General features: G+C 68.4%; 18 protein-coding genes and 1 pseudogene. 13 read left to right on the top strand and 6 right to left on the bottom strand.

Annotation, left to right across the window (positions count from 1 at the left end):
- Positions 1-12: 12 nt before the first annotated feature.
- Both OG558_RS42405 and OG558_RS42400 read right to left on the bottom strand, forming a co-directional pair.
- On the bottom strand, positions 13-783 hold the full coding sequence (locus tag OG558_RS42405) for an SGNH/GDSL hydrolase family protein (protein ID WP_405068072.1): 771 nt from the start codon (positions 781-783) through the stop codon (positions 13-15).
- Between the two features lie 124 nt (positions 784-907).
- A complete protein-coding gene (locus OG558_RS42400; protein WP_405068071.1) occupies positions 908-1,171 on the bottom strand; it encodes a hypothetical protein in 264 nt (87 codons plus the stop codon).
- A 202-nt stretch (positions 1,172-1,373) separates the two neighbouring features.
- Here OG558_RS42400 and OG558_RS42395 point away from each other — a divergent pair, with 202 nt between their 5' ends.
- Positions 1,374-5,651, top strand: a complete 4,278-nt coding sequence (locus OG558_RS42395) for a BTAD domain-containing putative transcriptional regulator (protein ID WP_405068070.1) — start codon at positions 1,374-1,376, stop codon at positions 5,649-5,651.
- Here the strand turns inward: OG558_RS42395 and glgX are convergent.
- Positions 5,648-7,720, bottom strand: a complete 2,073-nt coding sequence (gene glgX / locus OG558_RS42390) for a glycogen debranching protein GlgX (protein WP_329479859.1) — start codon at positions 7,718-7,720, stop codon at positions 5,648-5,650. The genes OG558_RS42395 and glgX overlap by 4 nt on opposite strands.
- A 128-nt stretch (positions 7,721-7,848) precedes the next feature.
- Here glgX and OG558_RS42385 point away from each other — a divergent pair.
- The 7 genes and pseudogenes from OG558_RS42385 to OG558_RS42355 all read left to right on the top strand — a co-directional run.
- Positions 7,849-8,211, top strand: a pseudogene (locus tag OG558_RS42385) (Gfo/Idh/MocA family protein); the annotation flags it as partial.
- A gap of 15 nt (positions 8,212-8,226) precedes the next feature.
- Positions 8,227-8,889: a Gfo/Idh/MocA family protein gene (locus OG558_RS42380; protein WP_405072289.1), complete on the top strand. Its 663-nt coding sequence runs from the start codon at positions 8,227-8,229 to the stop codon at positions 8,887-8,889.
- Positions 8,886-9,929: a Gfo/Idh/MocA family protein gene (locus OG558_RS42375; RefSeq protein WP_405068069.1), complete on the top strand. Its 1,044-nt coding sequence runs from the start codon at positions 8,886-8,888 to the stop codon at positions 9,927-9,929. The genes OG558_RS42380 and OG558_RS42375 overlap by 4 nt, the downstream gene beginning before the upstream one ends.
- Before the next feature lie 219 nt (positions 9,930-10,148).
- Positions 10,149-10,928 (top strand): enoyl-CoA hydratase-related protein, encoded by a 780-nt coding sequence (locus OG558_RS42370; RefSeq protein WP_329479853.1) that lies wholly within the window; start codon positions 10,149-10,151, stop codon positions 10,926-10,928.
- Positions 10,929-11,873 (top strand): methyltransferase domain-containing protein, encoded by a 945-nt coding sequence (locus OG558_RS42365; protein ID WP_405068068.1) that lies wholly within the window; start codon positions 10,929-10,931, stop codon positions 11,871-11,873.
- Between the two features lie 56 nt (positions 11,874-11,929).
- Positions 11,930-12,790, top strand: coding sequence for an acyltransferase (locus OG558_RS42360; protein ID WP_405068067.1), 861 nt, complete (start codon positions 11,930-11,932; stop codon positions 12,788-12,790).
- A gap of 205 nt (positions 12,791-12,995) precedes the next feature.
- The gene (locus OG558_RS42355) at positions 12,996-13,862 is read left to right on the top strand and encodes a hypothetical protein (protein ID WP_405068065.1); all 867 of its coding nucleotides are present in this window, start codon (positions 12,996-12,998) and stop codon (positions 13,860-13,862) included.
- Here OG558_RS42355 and OG558_RS42350 read toward each other — a convergent pair.
- The gene (locus tag OG558_RS42350; RefSeq protein ID WP_405068064.1) at positions 13,837-14,583 is read right to left on the bottom strand and encodes a class I SAM-dependent methyltransferase; all 747 of its coding nucleotides are present in this window, start codon (positions 14,581-14,583) and stop codon (positions 13,837-13,839) included. The two genes, OG558_RS42355 and OG558_RS42350, sit on opposite strands and share 26 nt — an antisense overlap.
- 140 nt (positions 14,584-14,723) lie before the next feature.
- On the opposite strand from OG558_RS42350, the gene OG558_RS42345 reads away from it, so the two are divergent.
- The 4 genes from OG558_RS42345 (at position 14,724) to OG558_RS42330 (ending at position 18,875) form a co-directional block, all read left to right on the top strand.
- A complete protein-coding gene (locus OG558_RS42345; protein ID WP_329479844.1) occupies positions 14,724-15,506 on the top strand; it encodes an electron transfer flavoprotein subunit beta/FixA family protein in 783 nt (260 codons plus the stop codon).
- Between the two features lie 14 nt (positions 15,507-15,520).
- A complete protein-coding gene (locus OG558_RS42340) occupies positions 15,521-16,477 on the top strand; it encodes an electron transfer flavoprotein subunit alpha/FixB family protein (protein ID WP_405068063.1) in 957 nt (318 codons plus the stop codon).
- Between the two features lie 909 nt (positions 16,478-17,386).
- Positions 17,387-18,196 carry an NAD-dependent epimerase/dehydratase family protein gene (locus OG558_RS42335; RefSeq protein ID WP_405068062.1) on the top strand — a complete coding sequence of 270 codons (810 nt, stop codon included), beginning with the start codon at positions 17,387-17,389 and terminating at the stop codon, positions 18,194-18,196.
- Positions 18,197-18,209: 13 nt separating this feature from the next.
- Positions 18,210-18,875, top strand: a complete 666-nt coding sequence (locus OG558_RS42330) for a nucleotidyltransferase domain-containing protein (protein ID WP_405068061.1) — start codon at positions 18,210-18,212, stop codon at positions 18,873-18,875.
- Between the two features lie 48 nt (positions 18,876-18,923).
- On the opposite strand, the gene OG558_RS42325 is transcribed toward OG558_RS42330, so the two are convergent.
- Together OG558_RS42325 and OG558_RS42320 are read right to left on the bottom strand one after the other, a co-directional pair.
- Positions 18,924-19,400 carry a pyridoxamine 5'-phosphate oxidase family protein gene (locus tag OG558_RS42325; RefSeq protein ID WP_405068060.1) on the bottom strand — a complete coding sequence of 159 codons (477 nt, stop codon included), beginning with the start codon at positions 19,398-19,400 and terminating at the stop codon, positions 18,924-18,926.
- A complete protein-coding gene (locus OG558_RS42320; protein WP_405068059.1) occupies positions 19,400-19,984 on the bottom strand; it encodes a dihydrofolate reductase family protein in 585 nt (194 codons plus the stop codon). The genes OG558_RS42325 and OG558_RS42320 overlap by 1 nt, the downstream gene beginning before the upstream one ends.
- A 118-nt stretch (positions 19,985-20,102) precedes the next feature.
- Here OG558_RS42320 and OG558_RS42315 point away from each other — a divergent pair, with 118 nt between their 5' ends.
- Positions 20,103-20,474 carry a response regulator transcription factor gene (locus OG558_RS42315; protein ID WP_405068058.1) on the top strand — a complete coding sequence of 124 codons (372 nt, stop codon included), beginning with the start codon at positions 20,103-20,105 and terminating at the stop codon, positions 20,472-20,474.
- Positions 20,475-20,481 lie beyond the last annotated feature (7 nt).

Raw genomic sequence — 20,481 nt, 5'->3', positions numbered from 1 at the left:
GGCGGAGTGACGTCAGTACTTCGCGATCGTCGCCGGCAGGGCGGCGAGTAGGGCGTCCGCGTGGCGGCGGTAGCCGAGGTTGTTCGGGTGGAAGCTGTCCGGTGCGAGCATGCCGCGCCATGGCGGTCGGGCGTGCCGGGAGACCTCGGCCACTGGGAGACCGCGGGATGCCGCGGTGGTGCTGATCAGCTGGTTGATGCGGGTCACGTACGGGCTGCACACCCCGCCGATGCGCCAGAGGCGGTCCGGGACGGTCAGGTCCATCAACACCGACGAGGACGGGAGTCGCTCGATCACTTGCCGGAGGTGGTCGCGAAACCGCGTCGGCGGCGTGGCCAGGATGTCGTTGCTGCCGATGCCGCACGTCACCAACGTAGGCGTCAGTCCATCGACCAGTGGTAGCTGATCCTCCAGCACGTGCCGGGTCTGCGCGCCGGACCGCGACAGGTTGAGCACCCGCCACGGATTGCCGGTCCGACGCAATGCGTTGAGCACTTGGCCGACGTACCCATGCAGTGGCGACGACGCGCCGAGCCCTTGAGCAGTTGAGTCGCCGAGTACCACCCAGAGCGGTCCGTCGGTGGCCAGCGCGTTCTCGTTCTGCCGCGTCCAGAAGTCGGCGAACGTCCGAGCCTGTACGTCGACGTACGCGACGCCATCCACCCAGCGCCGCACAGCCAGCCGCGAACTCGTCCGCTCGGCTTCACCCCACCGCATGATCGCGTGGTGCAGCGCACCGATCGGCGTCGTCCGCTCACGCACCCCACGACGCAGCAAGAACATCGGTCCCCCCAGACATGAACAGACGGTGACCAGTGAATGTACTGCAGGAAGGTTAACGACTCATCAGAGTGCGCGAACGGCGCCGACCGGGACCCGATGGACGGATCCCGGCCGGTCGCCCCGCTCAGGCGGGATGCGCGGTGGAGCGGTCGCGGCGGCGCTGGACCCCGTACGCGATACCCACACCCGCGCCACTCAGCGCGATGCCGGACAGGGCACCCAGAGCGACTGAGGTCAGGTCCACTGTGTCACCCGGCGCGGGTGTGGCACGCTCGGTGGGTGCGCCACGCGGTTCGGGAGGCTCCATAGCCATCGCCGGCGCGGCGGTTGTCATGAGGGCGACGCTGACTGCCGCCCCCGCGGCCAACCGGGCGAACCGGCTGGTCATGGAATGCTTCCTGGTACCTACTGCGGTGGTGAACATCGCTCCCTCTCCTCCCCGGAGCGGGGTTCGCCATGGTTGGCGATCCGGTTGCGCCTCGAGGTGATGGCACCGTTGTCCCGCCCGGCGGTATCGGGCCGGGCGAGCCCGGTATCAGCGCGGTATCAGCGACCTTGACGGGTGACCGGACACGGTCGACAGTCGAAGAGTGGGTATCGCCGTTCTCGGCCCGCTCACCATCGAGGGGGAGTGGAAGAACCTCACACGACGAGACCGCGTCGTTCTGGCCGCATTAGCAGTGCATCCGGGGGAGGTTGTGAGTGCTGGGGCGCTCGCTGACGTGTTGTGGGGAGACCGGCCGCCGGCCTCGGAGGCCAAGGTCGTCCAAGGTTGTGTCGTCCGGTTGCGCAAGCTTCTCGGCAGCCACGCGATCGAGACATCGCCGGCCGGCTACCGGCTGGCCGTTGCCGACGACGAGATCGACAGCCGCCGCTTCGAGCGTGCGGTCGGCCGGGCCGGCCAACTGCTGACGGCCGCCGAGGCGGAACGGGCGGCCGTCGTACTCGCCGACGCGCTGACGCTGTGGCGAGGTCCTCCGTTCGACGATGTCGCGGGATGGGACACCGCGCGGATCGAGATCGCCCGCCTGAGCGAGCTGCGACAGGTTGCGGAAGAGTTGTATGTGGAGGCGTCGCTGCGGTCCGGTGGCCACGACGGTGCCCTCGGCAAGGCCCAGGCTCTGACCGCGGAGGCTCCCCTGCGCGAGCGGAGGTGGGCGCTGCTCGCGACCGCGCAGTACCAGGCCGGTCGGCAGGGCGAGGCGCTGGAGACGCTCCGGCGGCTCCGAGTAGTGCTCGACCGCGAGCTCGGGATCGACCCGAGCCCGGCGATCGACGCGCTCGAACAGGCGATCCTGCGTCAGGATCCGGCGCTGGTGGTCCCGAGCGCACTGCCGGAACCGAGCGCAGTCTGTCCGTACCAAGGCCTGAAGCCGTACGACCTCGACGACGCCGAACTGTTCTTCGGCCGCGAGTCGCAGGTCGCCGTGGGACTGAGGAAACTGTCCGACACTTCGATCCTCGCCGTCGTCGGCCCGTCCGGTTGCGGCAAGTCCTCACTGATCAGGGCCGGCATCGCGGCGACCCTGCGCAGCGACGGGCGGAGCATCGTGACCATCACGCCAGGGGTTCACCCGATGCGAGCGCTCGCCGCCGCACTGCCCGGCAAAGGCCCGCTGCCCACGCTGGTCGTCGATCAGTGTGAGGAGGTCTTCTCGCTGTGTCAGGACGAGGCCGAACGGAAGGCGTTCCTGACCCGGTTGATCGATCACGCCACCGTGGCGCCATTGATCCTGTCCTTCCGTGCCGACCGGCTCGCCGACATCTCCTCCCATCCGGGCTTCGCCCAGGTCGTGGAGAACGGCATGCACCTGCTCACCGGCATGTCTGAGGCAGAGCTTCGGGAAGCGATCACCGAACCGGCGCGCCTCGCCTCGCTGATCGTCGAACCAGGTCTGGTCGACCTGCTGATCGGTGAGGTCGCCGACCAGCCAGGCGCTCTCCCGCTGATGTCCCACGTTTTGGCCGAGACCTGGCAACGTCGCGAAGGCCGCACGCTGACCGTCGCCGGATATCGCGCGTCGGGTGGCATCCAGGGCGCTGTGGCGCAGTCCGCCGAGCAGGTCTATGCGCGACTCACACCGGAGCAACAGCCGATGCTGCGGGCGCTCCTGCTGCGACTCGTCACTCCAGGCCCGGACGGCCAGCCGGTCCGCAGCCGGTTGCCGAGACGGACGGTGGTGACCGGCCCCGAGTCGGACGCGCTCATCGATCTGCTCATCAGCTCTCGCCTCGTCACCAGCGACGACGGCGTTGTCGAACTGGCTCACGAAGCCCTCGCCAGGGCTTGGCCGCGTCTCCGCGGCTGGCTCGAGGATGATCTAGAAGGCCAGCAGATCCTCCACCACCTCACCCAGGTCGCCGACTCGTGGCAGTCACTCGGGCGTCCGGAGAGTGAGCTGTACCGAGGCGTCCGCCTCGCAAAGGCCCTGCAGTGGCAACAGGACGCAGCACCGGCCCTCACGCGGACAGAGACCGACTTCCTCACCGCAAGCAAACGCCTCTCGGTTGCAGAACTCCACGCCGCCGAGGACAGCGCCCGCCAGCAGATCCAGGTGAACAGGCGCCTACGCGCTGCGCTGACCACGGCTGCCGTCTTGCTGGTGGGAGCCCTGATCGCCGGCTTCCTGGCGGTCGGCCAAGCCGTCCGAGCCGATCGGCAGGCCACAGCCGCAGACCAGGCAGCCGTACTCGCGGCGGCAGGCGCGGGAGGGAAGGCCCTGGTTCAGAGCGACATCGACAACTCCCTGCTCTTGGCGGTGGCCGGGGTCCGCATGAAGGTGTCGCCGGCGACGCGAGCGAGTCTCCTCGCTGTCCTCGCGAAACACCCACAACTAGTCAGCTCGATCGAAACGGAGAACCTGGACTCCTACGGCATCGAGGTGACCGCCGACGGTCACCGGGCGCTCGTGTACGACGCCAACGGCACCTTGCTGCTCTACGACCTGCCCAGTGGCCAGCGGCTCGCTGCACATCGCCCCCCGAACCGGTCGACGGGAGCGGTCCATCGGGATTACCTAGGCTCGTTCGCGCTGAGCCCGGGCGATCTGGATGTGGCCGTCGGGATGCCACCGCCCACCACTGAACCGGTGCAGTTGCTCACGCCCACGAAGCTGCAGCCGACCGGCCGACGGCTGCCCGGCTTCACCAAGACACCGGCGCGAGCGACCCATGTTGTCTACAGCCACGACGGCACCACCCTCGTCGCAATGATCCAGTACTACGGCGACGGTGTCGCGAACGATTTCAGCAGCGGCGCCGTGTTCGTCTGGGACGTGCGACCTGGCCGGCCGCCGACAGTGCTACGGATGATGTCGCTGCCGGCCGAGTCGGTTCAGGACGTGGCGGTCAGCCCGGCGGGCGACCGCATTTACACGACCAAGCCACTGGCCGCCTACGACGTTGCCTCCGGCAAGCAGCTCTGGTCGAGACCGGAGCTGGCGTTTGCCGAGTCCGACGTCAGCCCGGACGGGAAGATGCTCGCGCTCGGACTCGAGGCCAAGGACACCGCTGGCCCCGACCACAACGATGCGTTGCTGCTCGACACGGCGACGGGGGCAACTTTGCACCGTCTGGACAGACACACGGCCAACCTCCTGAGCGTGCGGTTCTCCCACGACGGAAGGTTGATGGTCTCGACGGGCGCGGATTCCCGTGTCGTGGTGTGGGATGTCGGGAGGGGACGGGCTCTGGAGGACATACCGATCTCAGAGGGTGACACGCTCACTGCCGCCTTCAGCCCGGACGACGACACGCTCTACACGTCTGCAGGCGACAGCGCGCTCCGGACCTGGGATCTGACCGGGGGCCGCAGGTACGTCACCCCGACGAAGAGGCCGACTGGCTTCAGCTGGGGGTGCCGATACATGGCTCCCGGGGGCAAGACCCTCGAAAAGTTCGTGGGGACAGATCCCGCCGATCCGAACCCGGGCGAGACAGGCGGCAGCTTCATCGACACGACAACCGGGAAGGTGGTCCATTTCGACCCTGCCCGCGTTGGCGAATCTACGAACAGTTGCGGTAGCTGGCACCCGAATGGAGACAGGTTTGCGATCGGTAACAGTGAGGGTGAGGTGTTCGTCTTCGAGGCTCGAACCGGCCGCCTCTTGGTGAGCCGCAAAGTGTCGGCCGCGCCGATACTGGATCTCGACTACAGCGGGTTCGACGGCAGTCGTATCGTCATCGGTGACGCGTCCGGCGCGGCAGCGCTGCTGGATGCGGAAACGCTGCTCCCGGTGAGCGAGCCGCTCATGATAGGTGCTCCGGTCGCGTGGTTGTCGGCGAGCCTGGACAACAGCTCAGCTTTCTTGCTGACCGGTGGACACCACATCTCGGACCGGCTGGACGTCCCCTCCACAGGCTGGGCGATGGTCGATCTGGCGACGAGCAGGGTGCTCCGGCGCGGGAAGCTTCCGATGAGCGATCCCGCGGTGGTCTCCTTCGCCCTGGATGGCAGGCGGGTGGCCATCGGGAGCGCCAAAGGACAGGTTCTCATCCTGGACTCCGGCACTGGTCAGGTTGTCGCGGCGCCGAAGCTCGTCCATCAAGGCTGGACGAACGGACTCGCCTTCTCCCCGGACAGTTCACTGTTGGTGTCGTCAGGTTTCGACGGAAGTGTCAGTCTCTTCGACAGCGCCACGGCGGCGCTGCTCGGTTCGGTCGCCATTCCGGACCAGCCGCTGGTCACCGCTGACTTCCTCGCCGACGGGCAGACCGTGATGATCGGCACGTGGAACGACGGGATCTACCGGTGGGACACGCGGCTGGAGCATGCGATCGATACTGCGTGCCGGATGGCTGGGCGGGATCTGACTGCGGCGGAGTGGCGGGAGAGCTTTGGGGATCGGCCGTATCAGAAGACCTGTTAGAGCGCGCGCAGTAGCACTAGGCAGCGGGGGGCGAGGGGGACGGTGGCGCCGGCTTCTACTTCGGTGACCATGCTGTTGCTGGTGTCGAGGACTACTTCGTAGGCGGGGGCCCAGGAGGGGTCGGGGACGACTACCTGGCGCGTCTCGGGGGTGGCGTTGAGGGCTAGGAGGAAGGAGCTGTCGGTGAGGGCGTTGCCTTCGGCGTCGGTGGCGCGGAGGGCGTCGCCGGCCAGGAACATGCCGATGGTTCGGAGGTTGCCGTCGTACCAGTCGGCGTCGGTCATCTCGCTGCCGTGCGGTGCGATCCAGGACAGGTCCTTGCGACCGCCTGGTACTACGGGGCCGCCGGAGAAGTAGTGCCATTGCCGCAGGACCGGGTGGGCCGCCCGCAGTGCGATCAGCTTCTTCGTCAGCTCGAGGTGGTCGGACCACTCGGCCGGCAGCGACCAGTCGAACCAGGAGAGCTCGTTGTCCTGGCAGTAGGCGTTGTTGTTGCCGTGCTGGGTCCGCCCGCACTCGTCCCCGGCGGTGATCATCGGTACGCCGGTGGACAGGATCAGCGTGGACATCAGATTGGCCATCTGGCGTTTGCGCAACGCAACCACACGCCGGTCAGCGGTCTCGCCCTCGAACCCGCAGTTCCACGACCGGTTGTCGTCGGTGCCGTCCCGGTTGTCCTCGTGGTTCGCCTCGTTGTGCTTGTGGTCGTAGCTGACCAGGTCGCGCAGGGTGAACCCGTCGTGCGCGGTGACGAAGTTGATCGACGCGTACGGGTACCGACCGTCGTCGCCGTACAGGTCGCTGGAGCCGGACAGCCGGTAGGCGAGGTCCTTCACGCCGTCGGAGGTGTTCCGCCAGACGTCCCGGACGCTGTCGCGGAACTTGCCGTTCCACTCCGACCACGGCGTGCCGAAGTTACCCACCTGGTAGCCGAACGGTCCGACGTCCCACGGCTCGGCGATCAGCTTGACCCGGCCGAGCACAGGATCGGCGGCGACTTCGGCGAGGAACGGATGGTCGATCGTGTCGACCTCGTGCCGCTCGTTGCGGATCAGCGTCACGGCCAGGTCGAACCGGAACCCGTCGACGCCCATCTCCTCGACCCAGTACCGCAGCGAGTCCATCACCAGGCGACGGACCTGCGGGTGCGAGGTGTCGACCGAGTTGCCGGTGCCGGTGACGTCGTACATCGCGGCGCCGTGTGCGAGCCGGTAGTACGCGCGGTTGTCGATGCCGCGGAAGCTCAGCGTCGGCCCGTCGAACCCGCCCTCGGCGGTGTGGTTGTAGACCACGTCGAGGATCACTTCGATGCCGGCGGCATGGAACGCGGCGACCATCGCCTTGAACTCCGCGACCTGTTCGCCGCGCGAGCCCGCGGACGAGTACGGCGCGTGGGGCGCGAAGAAGCCGAGGGTGTTGTAACCCCAGTAGTTCGGCAGGCCGCGGGCCGCGATCGAGGGTTCGGTCAGGAAGTGGTGGATCGGCAGCAACTCGACCGACGTCACCCCGAGGTCGGTCAGATAGCTGATCACGGACGGGTGCGCGAGACCGGCGTACGTCCCGCGCTGGTGCTCGGGTACGTCGGGATGGAGTTTGGTGAAGCCCTTGGTGTGCAGCTCGTAGATAACCGTCTCGCCCCAGTGCACGGGCTTGCTGATGGGCGGTGGCGGCTCCGAGGCGGCGACGACCACGCTGACCGGGACATGCCCGGCCGAGTCGCCGTCGGACGAGTCGTAGATGAGTGGGCTGGCGAAGTCCAGCGAGCCGTCGACGGCCCGCGCGTACGGGTCGAGCAGGAGCTTGGACGGGTCGAAGCGGAGCCCGTGCGACGGGTCGAACGGACCGTGCACGCGGTACCCGTACCGCTGGCCGGCGCCGACACCCGGGACGAACCCGGTCCAGTATTCGCCGGTATGGGCCAGATCCAGGTTCCGCTGGCTGCCGTCGTCGGCGATCAGCGCCAACTCGACGCGCTCGGCTGCAGGAGCCCAGAGCGTGAACGTCGTCCCATCGGTCTGGACCACTGCTCCGAGCCCGAGAGTGGTCGGGGCGGCGGTCACGTCGGTCACCGGCACATTCTGCACAGTCTGGGGTGGCTTATCGATAACGAAGGTGGATGTGTTCATGAGACGGTAGTTGCGAACGTCTGTGCGCAATGATACGCAAGGACCGTTACTAATTAGCCGAAGTCCAGCAGGGCCGAGTAGGGGATCACATGTCGGAAGAGTTGGCCGGTCTGACCGTCGGTCTGATCGGCGCGGGCAACATCGCCCACGTCCACGTCGCCGCGTGGAAAGCACTCGGCGCCCGGGTTCTGGTGCACTCGCTCGAGGGCGCCCCGGAGCTCGCCGAGCAGTACGGGCTGGAGGTGGCGCCGACGCTGGACGGTCTCCTCGCGGAGGTCGAGTTCGTCGACATCGTCACCCCCTCGCCGACGCACAAGGAGATCGCGCTGGCCGCGATCAAGGCGGGCAAGAACGTGATCTGTGAGAAGCCGCTGACGCTCACCGCGGCCGACTCGCACGAGGTCATCGACGCCGCGCAGGCCGCCGGCGTCCGGCTGTACCCGGCCCACGTGGTCCGGTACTTCCCGGCGTACAAGGCGGCGTACGACGCGATCCAGGCGGGCCGGATCGGCGAGGTCGCGGTGGCGCGGTTCTTCCGCCAGGCGTCGTCGCCGGCCGGTGCCGGGTGGTACCGCGACGTCGCCCACTCCGGCGGCGTGATCATGGACCTGATGGTCCACGACCTCGACCAGGCCCGTTGGCTGTGTGGCGAGGTCACCAGCGTGTACGCCGTACAGAACCCGCCGACCGTGGACGGCATCAGCCCGGTCAACGTGGCCGCGCACGTGACGCTCACCCATGACACCGGAGCGATCAGCCACTGCCGCGCGACGTGGGGCGCGACGGGTACGACGTTCCAGTCCGGCTATCAGGTCGCGGGGTCGAATGGCGTCCTGAAGTACACGTCCAACGGCGACACGGGCTTCGCCGAGGAGTTGCAGGACGGTGGGGCCGGCGGTGACCTGCTGATCCCGGCGTCGACGCTAGGGGAGAGTCCTTACCTGACGCAGCTTCGTGAGTTGGCGATCGGTCTGCGCGGTGGACCGGAGCCCCGAGTGCTCGCACCGGATGGCGCCACCGCGGTCTACCTGGCCGAAGCGGCCCGCGCGTCCATGGAGACCGGCCGCGCTGTCGACATGAAGACCTTCGTCCAGACGGGAGCCGTGGCATGAGCCTGAAGATCGCGATCGCTTCGTTCGCTCACACTCACGCGGCGGGCTACGCCCACCTGCTCGGCTCGATGCCGGACGTCGAGGTGCTGTCCGCCGATCCCGACGGTGCGTCCGCGCCGGACTCCGGTCCGCGGGGTGCTGCCTTTGCCGAGCAGATCGGCATCCCGTACGTCGACTCGTACGACGAACTGTTCGCCTGGGGCCCGGACGCCGTGGTGGTGACCTCGGAGAACTCCGGCCACCGTGCACTGGTCGAGCGTGCGGCCGCGGTCGGTGCGCACGTGCTGTGCGAGAAGCCGCTGGCCACGGAGGTCGAGGACGGCGAGGCGATGCTGGCTGCCTGCGAGGCCGCCGGATCGATCCTGATGATCGCGTATCCGGTCCGCTTCTCGCCGTCGTACCTGCGGCTGCGGGCCATGGTCGAAGCCGGCCGGCTCGGCGACGTGTTCGCCGTACTGGGGACAAACAACGGGAAGATCCCGTACGACCAGCGGCAGTGGTTCACCGACCCGAAGCAGGCCGGTGGGGGAGCACTCGTCGACCACACCGTGCACTGTGCCGACCTGATCGACGGTCTGACCGGCGGTGCGTCGGCGACGCGCGTGTACGCCGCGGCCAACCACGTGCTGCACCAGGACAAGGGCGTGGTCGTGGAGACTGGCGGGCTGGTGACGGTCAACTACGACAACGGGCTGTTGGCAACCATCGACTGCTCATGGAGCGTTCCGGACAACGGTCCGACCTGGGGTGGCGTCTCGCTGCAGGTGACCGGGACCAACGGGTCGGTGGAGATCGAGCCGTTCCTCCCGCATGTCGGTGGCACGGATGCGTCCGGTGAGGTCTTCCTGGGGATCGGGGGCAACCTCGACGCGTCGCTGCTCGCGACATTCCTGGGCGCGGTGCGGGAGTCCGGCCCCGCGAAGCCCGGTACGACGCCTGCCGTCGTACCGCAGCCGGACGGTGCGGTCGGCCTGCGCACGCTGCGCATCGTCGACGCCGCCCGCCGCTCCGCCGCCTCGGGGCAAGCGGTCGAGCTCTGATCCCCGCTGGTCGCCACCACCCACGGGTCGGTGGCGACCAGCACCCTCAGCGTCTCCTGCACGTGAGCCCGCGGTACACCCGCTAGGCCTGTTTCGCGGACGGTTCCGCCCTCCATCTCCGCCGCCGGAGGCGGCGTGCAGGTCTTTGCTTCGTTCCGGTACGGTTCCCGGGGATGTGACCGATGGGTAGCGGGCCCTGGATTGTGAAGGAGCGAGGCGATGGGCGAGTTCGTCAACCTCACCGTGAGTGATGGTGTGGGCACGATCCGGCTGGACCGGCCGAAGATGAACGCGCTGAACGTCCAGGTCCAGGAAGAGATCCGGGCGGCAGCGGTCGCTGCGGCTGAGGACGACGCGGTCCGCGCCGTGGTGGTCTACGGCGGCGAGCGGGTGTTCGCGGCCGGCGCGGACATCAAGGAGATGGCCGACATGTCGTACGCCGACATGGTCAAGCACTCCGGTCCGCTGCAGACCGCGCTGTCGGCGGTCGCCGCGATCCCGAAGCCGACCGTCGCGGCCATCACCGGGTACGCGCTCGGTGGTGGCTGCGAGCTGGCGCTGTGCGCCGACTACCGGATCGCCGCCGAGGACGCCAAGCTGGGCCAGCCGGAGATCCTGCTCGGCGTCATCCCCGGCGCCGGCGGCACCCAGCGGCTGTCCCGCCTGATCGGCGCGTCCAAGGCGAAGGACATCATTTACACCGGACGCTTCGTCGACGCCGCCGAGTCGCTCGCGATCGGCCTGGTCGACAAGGTCGTGCCGGCGGCTGAGGTGTACACCGCGGCTGTTGCCTGGGCGTCGCAGTTCTCCGGCGGTGCGGCGCTGGCGCTGCGGGCCGCCAAGGAGGCGATCGACGCCGGGCTCGGCGTGGACCTGCAGACCGGGCTCGAGATCGAGCGGCAGCAGTTCGCCGCGCTGTTCGCCACGGAGGACCGCGGCATCGGGATGAAGTCCTTCGTCGAGAACGGCCCCGGCAAGGCCGAGTTCAAGGGAAACTGAATGACCACCTCTGCTGAGAAGCCGGCCGCGACCGCCGAGGAGGTCGAGGCGGCCTGGAACGACAACAAGCTCGCCCAGGTGCTCTACCACGACTGGGAGGCGTCGACGTACGACGAGAAGTGGTCGATCTCGTACGACGAACGCTGCGTCACCTACGCCCGTGACCGCTTCATCGCGATCGCCGGCTCGGACGGCTGGCCGTACGGCAAGTCGCTGGAGATCGGCGCCGGCACAGGCTTCTTCACCCTGAACCTCAAGCTCGCCGGAGTGCTCGCCGAAGCGCACGTCACCGATCTCTCGCCGGGCATGGTCGAGGCGGCCAAGAAGAACGCGGCCACCCTCGGCTTCGCGGTCGAGGGCCGGGTCGCGGACGCGGAGAAGCTCCCGTACGACGACGACACCTTCGACCTCGTCATCGGCCACGCCGTCATCCACCACATCCCGGACGTGGAGCTCGCCTTCCGCGAGATGCTGCGCGTGCTCAAGCCGGGCGGCCGCTTCGTCATCTGCGGCGAACCCACCCGGTACGGCGATTACGTCGCGCGCCGGCTGTCCCGGTTCACCTGGTGGGCGACCACGAACGTGACGAGGCTACCCGCGCTCTCGCACTGGCGTCGTCCGCAGGAAGAGCTCGACGAGTCGTCCCGGGCCGCTGCGCTGGAGGCGGTCGTCGATCTGCACACGTTCGACCCGGACACGCTGGCCCGGATGGCCGGTCGCGCCGGGGCTGTCGACGTACGGACTGTCACCGAGGAGCTGTTGGCGGCGTGGGTCGGGTGGCCGATCCGGACGTTCGAGGCCGCCGTACCGGAGCAGAAGCTCGGGTTCGGCTGGCGGATGTTCGCGTACAAGTCGTGGCTGCAGTTGTCGAAGGTGGACAAGGTGCTGTCGGCCTTCGTTCCAGACGAGCTTTACTACAACGTCTCCATCACAGCCAAGAAATGACCGGGGCGGTGGGGCGGGGAAAGATGAGCGCTCCCTCTGCGCAGTAGGGTGTTCTGATGCGGTTGTTCACCGCGGCGAATCTGAGCTGGGTGGTGCGCCATCGGGCCTGGACGCCGTACTACCTGAAGCGCTACTGGCGGTTCGCCTGGTTCAAGCTGCGCCACCCGCAGGTGATCACCGAGGGTTTCGTCTTCCTGGGCAAGAAGCTGGAGGTCGTGGCGCGGCCCGGCCACGGCCGGATCATCCTCGGCAAGTGGGTGCACCTGGGTGACGAGACCCGGCTGCGCGCGCACGAGGGCACGCTGCGGATCGGCGACAAGGTGGTGTTCGCACGCGACGTCACGGTGAACTGCTACCTGGACATCGAGATCGGTGCGTCCACGCTGATCGCGGACTGGACCTACATCTGCGACTTCGACCACAAGACCGACGACCTGGACCTGCCGATCAAGGATCAGGGCCTGGTGAAGTCACCGGTCCGGATCGGCCCGGACTGCTGGCTGGCCACGAAGGTGACCGTCACGCGCGGAACCGACATCGGTCGCGGCGTGGTGATCGGTGCGAACAGCGTTGCCCGTGGCAACATTCCTGCGTACGCCGTCGCCGCCGGGGTCCCGGCCGTCGTCGTCGCCGACCGCACCACCCGTTACGCGGCCAACGCCGCCCGCCGTGCCTACCTGGCCGGTCTGGCCGAGGCCAATGCCCGCACCAAGGCGCGGCTCCAGACCGGAGTCCCCGTCGAGGCGAGCGTCGTACCGGAGGAGGCCGCGGCCGACGATGTGGTGGCGACCGGTGACGAAGAGGTTGGCGGCGAGGGGTTCTCAAGTTACTCACCGGTCGGGCACTATGTCCCGCACGAAGAGTCAGTGGCCCCACACGATCGGTTGAGCGTCGGAGAGGAGACCCACCGTGCCTGATCCCGTCGGTGCGGAGCCGTCCGCGGGCGACCGCTCGCCGCTGGACCAGGCCGCGGCCGACGGCTCGATCACGCGGGCCCGGATCCGCTCGGTCGACCCGGTTCCGATCATGACGGAACCCGCTGGCGCTACGTTGGAACCAGTGTTTGAAACGAATGATCCGGATGTGGGCGTGAATCGTAGGTTGGACCCAGAGGTACAGGCAGTGGACGGCACGACCGCCGCGGGGGCCCCGTTCGCGGGCGCCCGGCGCAGGTTGTCACCGCGGCCGGTCCCGGTCAGCCGGCGCAGGAGACCGCCGGCCGCGACCACCGGACCGGCGACGGACGAGGAACCGACCCCGGCTGAGGAGATGGACGACGTGGGTACGCACGACGAGAAGGCGACGGCCGCCGAAGCCGACAAGGCCGCGGACACCGGCACCACGACGCCGGCGGCCGCGGCGAGCGGTGCGGGGACGACGGCCACCGCGACGACGGCCACCGTGACGAAGGCCGCCCGGCCGAAGACCGCGGCGGAGATTGTCGCGGAGCAGCGAGCGCGGGAGAAGGCTGCGGCGGAGACCCCGGCCGGCAGTCCGGCCGCGGGCACCGGTGCGGCCGGCTCGGAGGCAGCCGCACCCGAGGCCGGCAAGGCCACCGCGGGCAGCGATCCGGCGGCGACGTCGGTGACCAAGCCGATCGGCAAGGTGCCGGCAGGGGCTGTTGCCTCGAGCAATAAGTCTGCCGGTCCGAAGGGCTCGGCCGGCTCGGGCAAGGGCAAGCAGGCGCTGACGTCGGTGGGCTCCGGGGTGCGGAAGCTGCGCAACCTGATCGCCTCGCTGATCTGGCTGGCCGCGGTACTGGCCGCCGCCGTACTGGCGCTCGGTGCGCTGTTCACCGCGCTCGACCAGACCAACCAGAGCAACGAGATCGTGCGCTGGATCCTGGAGCGCGGGCACGACCTGGTCGGGCCGTTCAAGGACCTGTTCCGGCTCGAGACCGCGAAGAACACCCTGCTGGTGAACTGGGGGATCGCGGCGCTGGTCTACCTGATCGCCGGCAAGATCATCGAACGCTTCGTGCGTCCTTAGGTCGCGCCACGAGGACGAGATCGAGAGATTCTTCCAGGTCGCCTGGGCGGATCTCGAAGTCCTCGTGCGTGGTGCTCGTGACGAGCTCGGCGAGATTCGCATCCCACGCGTCATGCTCGGCGGCCAGCTGACCGTCGACGCAGGACCCGTACTGCGCTTCCCACGCGGTGAGTCGTCGTCCGTGGCGGAGTCCGAGGGCTTGCGTGATGTCGAAGTGCGGCTCGAGCAATTCGGCGAACTCGGCGGCCGTGAGCTCCCGGGTGTGGTACCAGTTCCCACTCGGGAAGGTCAGGCGGTTCGGCGTACTCAGGACGAGGGTGCCGGTCGGCTTGAGGATGCGCGCGCATTCGGTGACGAACCGCGGCTGCTCCCAGAGGTGCTCGATCGTCTGCAAGGACGTGACGAGATCGAACGTGCCGGTCGTGAAGGCGGTCTGGACGAGATTGCCCCGGACGACATTGAGCTGTGGATAAACCCGGCGGACGTGCCGCAACGTCGTATGTTCATAGTCGAGACCGGTCACGGAGTCCGCGCCGGCCAGGCGGAGTTGCTCCGCGCCGTACCCCTCGCCGCAGCCGGCGTCGAGGACGCGGCCGGTCGGATCGATCGGCAGATTGGCCGTGATCCATCGATAGGCGGCGTCATGGCGCGCGAACCAGTAGTTCTCGTGCCAGATCCCGGGCGCGGTTCTCTCGCCGGTGAGCGGTAACGTCTCGGTCACCTGAGTCAGACTAGGGCTGCGCCGGCCGGACCGGTGCTGCGCCGGACTGTGATGGGACTCGCACGCGCCTTATGTTTCTCGCGAGTAACATCCGTGGCAGGCTTGGGAGAGACCGTTAACCAGAAGGGGTCCCACACGCTATGAAGATCGTCGTCTGCGCGAAGTTCGTGCCGGATGCCACCGCGGACCGCCGCTTCCGCTCGGAGGACAACACGGTGGACCGTGCGGGTGTCGACGGGCTGCTGTCCGAGCTGGACGAGTACGCCGTCGAGACCGCTCTGACTGTGAAGGAGGCCAGTGACGCCGAGGTGACGGTGCTGACCGTCGGCCCGGAGCAGGCCGCTGACGCGGTGAAGAAGGGCCTGCAGATGGGTGCCGACGCCGGTGTCCACGTGATCGACGACGCGATCCACGGCTCGGACGCGGTCGCGACCTCGCTGATCCTGTCGAAGGCGCTGGCCAAGCTCGAGGCCGATCTGGTCGTGTTCGGGATGGGCTCGACCGACGGCGGCATGGGTGTCGTGCCGGCGATGGTGTCGGAGCGGCTCGGGCTGCCGGCCGTGACGCTGGGCTCGGAGGTGACCGTCGACGGGCAGACCGTGCGGATCCGCCGTGACGGCGACACCGCGAGCGACACGGTCGAGGGCACGCTGCCGCTGGTGCTGTCGGTGTCCGACCAGGCCAACGAGCCGCGGTACCCGTCGTTCAAGGGGATCATGGCGGCGAAGAAGAAGCCGGTCCAGACCTGGTCGCTGGCCGACCTCGAGATCTCCGCCGACCAGGTGGGTGGCGCGAGCGCGTGGACCGAGGTGGTCGAGGTGACCGCCCGTCCGCCGCGCAGCGCCGGCACGATCGTCACCGACGAGGACGGCAGCGGTGCCGCCGAGCTCGTCGAGTTCCTGTCCACCAACAAGTTCCTCTGAGGAGCGATCAGTTCATGTCGAACGTTCTGGTTCTCGTTGACCACACCGGCGGCCAGGTCCGCAAGACCACCGCGGAGCTCCTCACCATCGCGCGCCGGCTCGGCGAGCCGGTCGCCGTCTACATCGGCGACGGCGTGCAGGACGCGCTGCCGGCGCTCGGTCAGTACGGCGCGACCAAGGTGATCGCGCTGTCCGACCCGTCGCTCACGCAGTTCCTGGTGGCTCCGAAGGCGGAGGCGCTGCAGCAGGTCGCGGCGAAGATCGAGCCGGCCGCGATCCTGATCTCGTCGAACGCCGAGGGCAAGGAGATCGCGGCCCGGCTCGCGGTCAAGCTCGACTCCGGCCTGATCACCGACGCCGTGGATGTCGTCGCCGGCGATGGTGGCGCGGTCACCACGCAGTCGGTGTTCGCGGGCAACTTCACCGTCCAGGCGAAGGTCACCCACGGCACCCCGATCATCACGGTCAAGCCGAACGCCGCCACCCCGGAGGCCGCGCAGACCTCGCCGGAGGTGGAGGAGTTCGACGTAACGATCTCCGACGGCGCGAAGACCGCCCGCATCACCGACTCCAAGCCCCGCGAGGCGACGGGTCGCCCCGAGCTCACCGAGGCCGCGATCATCGTCTCCGGCGGCCGCGGCACCGGCGGCGACTTCGGCCCCGTCGAAGCCTTCGCCGACTCGCTGGGCGCCGCCGTCGGCGCCTCCCGCGCCGCCGTGGACTCGGGTTGGTACCCGCACGCCTACCAGGTGGGCCAAACCGGCAAGACCGTCTCCCCGCAGCTCTACGTGGCGGCAGGTATCTCGGGCGCCATCCAGCACCGAGCCGGCATGCAAACCTCGAAAACCATCGTCGCCATCAACAAGGACCCCGAAGCCCCCATCTTCGAACTGGTCGACTTCGGCGTAGTAGGCGACCTCCACAAGGTCCTACCCACCGCCACCGAAGAAGTAACCAAGCGCAAGTCCTGACCCCGCCCGGTACAGCCGGGTAGCCCACCGAACCGAGTGGGCGCCCGGCTCCCCAGGCACCGCACCCGGGTCGGCCCCCGGCACCCTGGTTCGCGCAAACCAGAACCGGGGTGGGTTCCCAGAACCCCACCCCAACCTCCCAAGCCACCCCTCAGGCTCCGGCCGACCTGCTCACCCCGGTCCCGGCGGCCCGGCTCGGCACCCCTCCCGAGCCGGGCATCGTCATGTCGCCGGTGGCTCTCCTCCGAGTCGTGGATTTCGGTCGGCGATACCAGCTCCGCCAACCGTCCTCCACGACTCGCCGCCCACGAGTTGTTCGGAACTTGAAGCCGTGGACCGCCGGCTGATCCTTGGCGGTTAGTTGTCGATCGCCTGGTAGACAGTGGCCGATAGGTCGTGCCACATCCGCAGCCTCTGGTCGCCGGCGTGTGCCCGCTGCAGACGACGATCGCCGTCAGGTCCTCGGCGGCATCTTTGTACCAAGAGGTGCCGTAGAAGCCGGGACATCCGGGCGAGGATGGCCAGCACACCCGGGACGACGCCGGAGTCGACGCGACGCTCGATCAGCTCTCGCACCCGAGCCAGCCCTGTCGACGAGAAGCCACCAATACTCATCTAGTCCGTTCGCAAGTTACACGGTGCGCGACAACCGCACGTGCCGCGAGGACATTGAGGCTCGGTGGCTAGTGCCGCGTCGAGCAAGTTGGGGAGGTAATCCGGAGTGACCACTACCCCGAAGGCCGTCCCGGCGGCCAGGTGCGGGGTTCACCCCTGATCTTGTCCCTTCACCCTGGGAATGCGGTGGGTAGAAGGGTGCAGCTGCGAGGTTCTCCCCCGAAATTGCCCCGGGCGCAAGGCAAGTGCGGTAACGACCTCGACGTTTCTTGGCGAGGCACTAGCATGCGGTGGGTGCGGATTTGGGTGAGTGGGGCTCGGGGGAAGCTGGGGAGTGAGGTCTGTCGGCAGTTGGTTGCCGAGGGCTATGAGGTGGTCGAGGCCGACCTGGTGGGGCCGGGGGCGGTCGACCTGAGTGACCGGGCAGCGGTGGCGCGGTCGCTGCGTGGGGTGGAGGCGATCGTGCATTGTGCCGGGATCGCGAGTCCGGAGAACATCACGCCGGTGCGCCTGCTCGAGGCCAACGCGCTCACGACGTTCAACGCGCTGGAAGAGGCGTGGGCGCAAGGCATTCGGACGGCCGTGCTCGCGTCGAGCGGGTCGATCTACGGCACCGCGTGGTCACCGGAGGAGATCGGCACTCCGTCGGTGCCGATCGATGAGGAGACCGCCCTCCGATACGTCGATCCGTACGCGCTCACCAAAGACGTGCTCGAGCGTATGGGCGAGATGTACGCGCGCCGCGGCATGCAGGCCACCGCCCTCCGTTTCCACTGGATCCTCACCCCCGACGAAGTACGCCGCTACATCGCCGACGCACCGCCCGAGGACAACCGCCGCAACCTTTGGGGGTACGTCGATCTCGCCGAGGCTGCTCGGGCTTGCGTGCTGTCCCTGCAGCCCCGCACGGCCGCCGAACGCTACGAGACCTTGGTGATCGCCGCCGAGGACACGGGCATGGAACAGCCCACCGCCGACTTGCTCGCGCGCTACTCACCCGACACCGTGGTCACCGGGGACCTCTCCGGCACCCGGTCGCTCTTCGACTGCCGTCGCGCCGCCGAGGTGATCGGCTGGACCCACCGCAGCCGTTGGCGAAACTAGCTCGGGAGGTCAGATGGAGGAGCGGCCTTGGTATGCGGACGGGCTGGATCCGGAGGAGTTGGCGTTCCAGCGCTTGTACGGGCCGTGGAAGGTGTCGACGCCGGCGGATGCCCAGGAGTTGATGCACGGGTACGACGGTGACTGGTGGATCAATGGTGGATGGGCGATCGAGGCCTTCACCGGCGTACGGCGGGAGCACGAGGACGTCGACGTATCACTCTGGCGCCGCGACATCGAGAAGCTCCGCCTTCATCTCAACGGCCGCTACGACCTGTGGTCGAACGCGGGTGGACGGCTGCAGCCGCTGACCGATCAGCGGCCGGAGCAGCCCGACGATGCCGACCAGATCTGGTTGCGGCGGCACGCGCTGGCGCCGTGGGAGTTCGACCTCCAGCCCAACCCGGACCGCGACGGCCGCTGGGTCTTCCGCCGTGATCCCACCCTCGACTACGCCCTCGACGAGATCACCTGGCGAGCACCCGACGGCATCCGCTACATCAACCCCGAACTAGCGATCACCTACAAGGCCCGCGTCGGCCGCCCGAAAGACGAGCGCGACCTGGACGCAACGCTCCCTCTCCTCACCCCAGACCGCCGCACCTGGCTGGCCGACATGATCGACCACCTCCACCCCAACCACCCCTGGCTACCCCGCATCCGTGCAACATCCGCCACCTGACTCAGATGAGGGCACCCAACTGATCGGCAGGCGGGTGCGACACGCGCTTCAGAGCCAAACTGGGCGGCGGGAGTCTATGCCGGTGCCGTAGTCGGGGTCTCCGCCGCGGACAAGGAGCCAATGAGTGGTGGCTCGAGCGCGGTAGAGGCGCAGGTCGGCCGGAGGGCGGAGTTCCTTGACACCGTACACGCGGAGTTCTGGGTAGCGGGAGGTGTACAAGGCGGCGCAGTGATCGAGTTCGTCGTCCGGGACGAGTTCGGCGCGGGCGCGGAAGTACACGGCCGAGGCGCCGCCGATGCGGACGCTCGAGTCGAAGATCGCGATCGTGACGTCCGGGGCGGCCGCGATGTTCAGTGAATGCAAGGCATCCGGTGACGACGCCCAGTAGAAGTCGTCGTGGCCGTCGGGCGTGAAGTAGACCGGGGTCACCCACGGAAGACCGTCGGCGTCGACAGTTCCCACCGTCATGTACTTGTTGGCTTCGATGACCGCCGCCGCGCGCCGGTCGAGGGTCTCTTGCGACATCACTTCTCCTGACGGATTACGTCGTACGTGAGGTGGGTGGCGTTCGGCGTACTCACGGTGTCGCGCTGGACCAGGCGGACGGGCGGGATCGTCGTCCGCTCGAGCAGTGGAGTGCCGTCTCCGAGCACGATAGGCGCCAGGTGGATGCGCACCTCGTCCACCAGGCCGGCGTACAGGTACTGCCGGCAGAGGTGACCGCCACCCATCACCACCACGTCCTTCGCGCCCGCAGCGGCCTTCGCCGACTTCAGCGCCGGCACGATCCCGTCGGTCTCGAAGCGGAACCGGTCACCGAGCCGCACCCGCGCCGGCCGATGTGACGTGACCACGAAGACCGGCGGCGCCGCGTCGTCACGCTCCCAGCCCTGCGGCCCGTCGATGACGTCGAACGTACGGCGTCCCATCAGCACCGCGCCGACCTCGGCGAACAACTGGTCGAGCACCTTCCGGTCGGCCTCATCCGGATCGGAAACCCAGTCGTGCAACGGTTCGCCTCCGATCCCGAGACCGTGCGCGAGGTCGGCGCCGGGGGCCGTGACGAAGCCGTCCATCGACATCGTGATGTCCAGAAATACGCGTCCCATGGTGTTCTCCCATCAACGAGGTTGTGGGCACCAGCCTCCGAGCCGGCGGCACGGAAAGTCGTCCGTGCCGACCACGGAAGCACCACGGAAGCACCACCGATGACGGCATGATGGGCGGATGGCTGGTCCGAAGGAGGTGTCCGCGCGGGAGGCCGAGGTCCTGACCGCGCTGGCCGGTGGCCGGTCCAACGCTCAGATCGCGCGGCAGTTGCAGATCAGCATCCGCACGGTGGAGAGCCACGTCTCCGCACTGCTACGCAAGTACGGCGTCTCGGACCGCCATGAGCTGGCCGGACTGGCCACCGTGGGCCAGGGCTTCACCACACCGACCGGTCCAGGCACCAGCCGCACGCCTGGATGGCATCGGCCGCATCCTCAGCCGAGCTGGCGGTCGTGGCCGGCTTCCACGACGCCGCGCAGTACGTCGAACGCGCAGTCACGGAGAACGCCTGGTCGGACGCCGTGCTGCTGCGCGCCAGCGGCCGCCTGACCCGGGA

It is taken from the genome of Kribbella sp. NBC_01510 (genome assembly GCF_045040325.1).
Taxonomy (GTDB): domain Bacteria; phylum Actinomycetota; class Actinomycetes; order Propionibacteriales; family Kribbellaceae; genus Kribbella.
The sequence above is the reverse complement of the archived record's forward strand: the minus strand, read 5'-3'. Positions and strand labels throughout refer to the sequence as shown.

What these genes read in the sequence shown, in the direction of transcription:
- OG558_RS42325 (WP_405068060.1), bottom strand. Translation starts at nt 19,400, where the DNA reads ATGTCGCAAGAGACCCTCGACCGGCGCGCGGCGGCGGTCATCGAAGCC.
- OG558_RS42375 (WP_405068069.1), top strand. Translation starts at nt 8,886, where the DNA reads ATGAGCCTGAAGATCGCGATCGCTTCGTTCGCTCACACTCACGCGGCG.
- OG558_RS42360 (WP_405068067.1), top strand. Translation starts at nt 11,930, where the DNA reads ATGCGGTTGTTCACCGCGGCGAATCTGAGCTGGGTGGTGCGCCATCGG.
- OG558_RS42365 (WP_405068068.1), top strand. Translation starts at nt 10,929, where the DNA reads ATGACCACCTCTGCTGAGAAGCCGGCCGCGACCGCCGAGGAGGTCGAG.
- OG558_RS42340 (WP_405068063.1), top strand. Translation starts at nt 15,521, where the DNA reads ATGTCGAACGTTCTGGTTCTCGTTGACCACACCGGCGGCCAGGTCCGC.
- OG558_RS42370 (WP_329479853.1), top strand. Translation starts at nt 10,149, where the DNA reads ATGGGCGAGTTCGTCAACCTCACCGTGAGTGATGGTGTGGGCACGATC.
- OG558_RS42400 (WP_405068071.1), bottom strand. Translation starts at nt 1,171, where the DNA reads ATGACCAGCCGGTTCGCCCGGTTGGCCGCGGGGGCGGCAGTCAGCGTC.
- OG558_RS42345 (WP_329479844.1), top strand. Translation starts at nt 14,724, where the DNA reads ATGAAGATCGTCGTCTGCGCGAAGTTCGTGCCGGATGCCACCGCGGAC.
- OG558_RS42405 (WP_405068072.1), bottom strand. Translation starts at nt 783, where the DNA reads ATGTTCTTGCTGCGTCGTGGGGTGCGTGAGCGGACGACGCCGATCGGT.
- OG558_RS42330 (WP_405068061.1), top strand. Translation starts at nt 18,210, where the DNA reads ATGGAGGAGCGGCCTTGGTATGCGGACGGGCTGGATCCGGAGGAGTTG.
- OG558_RS42315 (WP_405068058.1), top strand. Translation starts at nt 20,103, where the DNA reads ATGGCTGGTCCGAAGGAGGTGTCCGCGCGGGAGGCCGAGGTCCTGACC.
- OG558_RS42320 (WP_405068059.1), bottom strand. Translation starts at nt 19,984, where the DNA reads ATGGGACGCGTATTTCTGGACATCACGATGTCGATGGACGGCTTCGTC.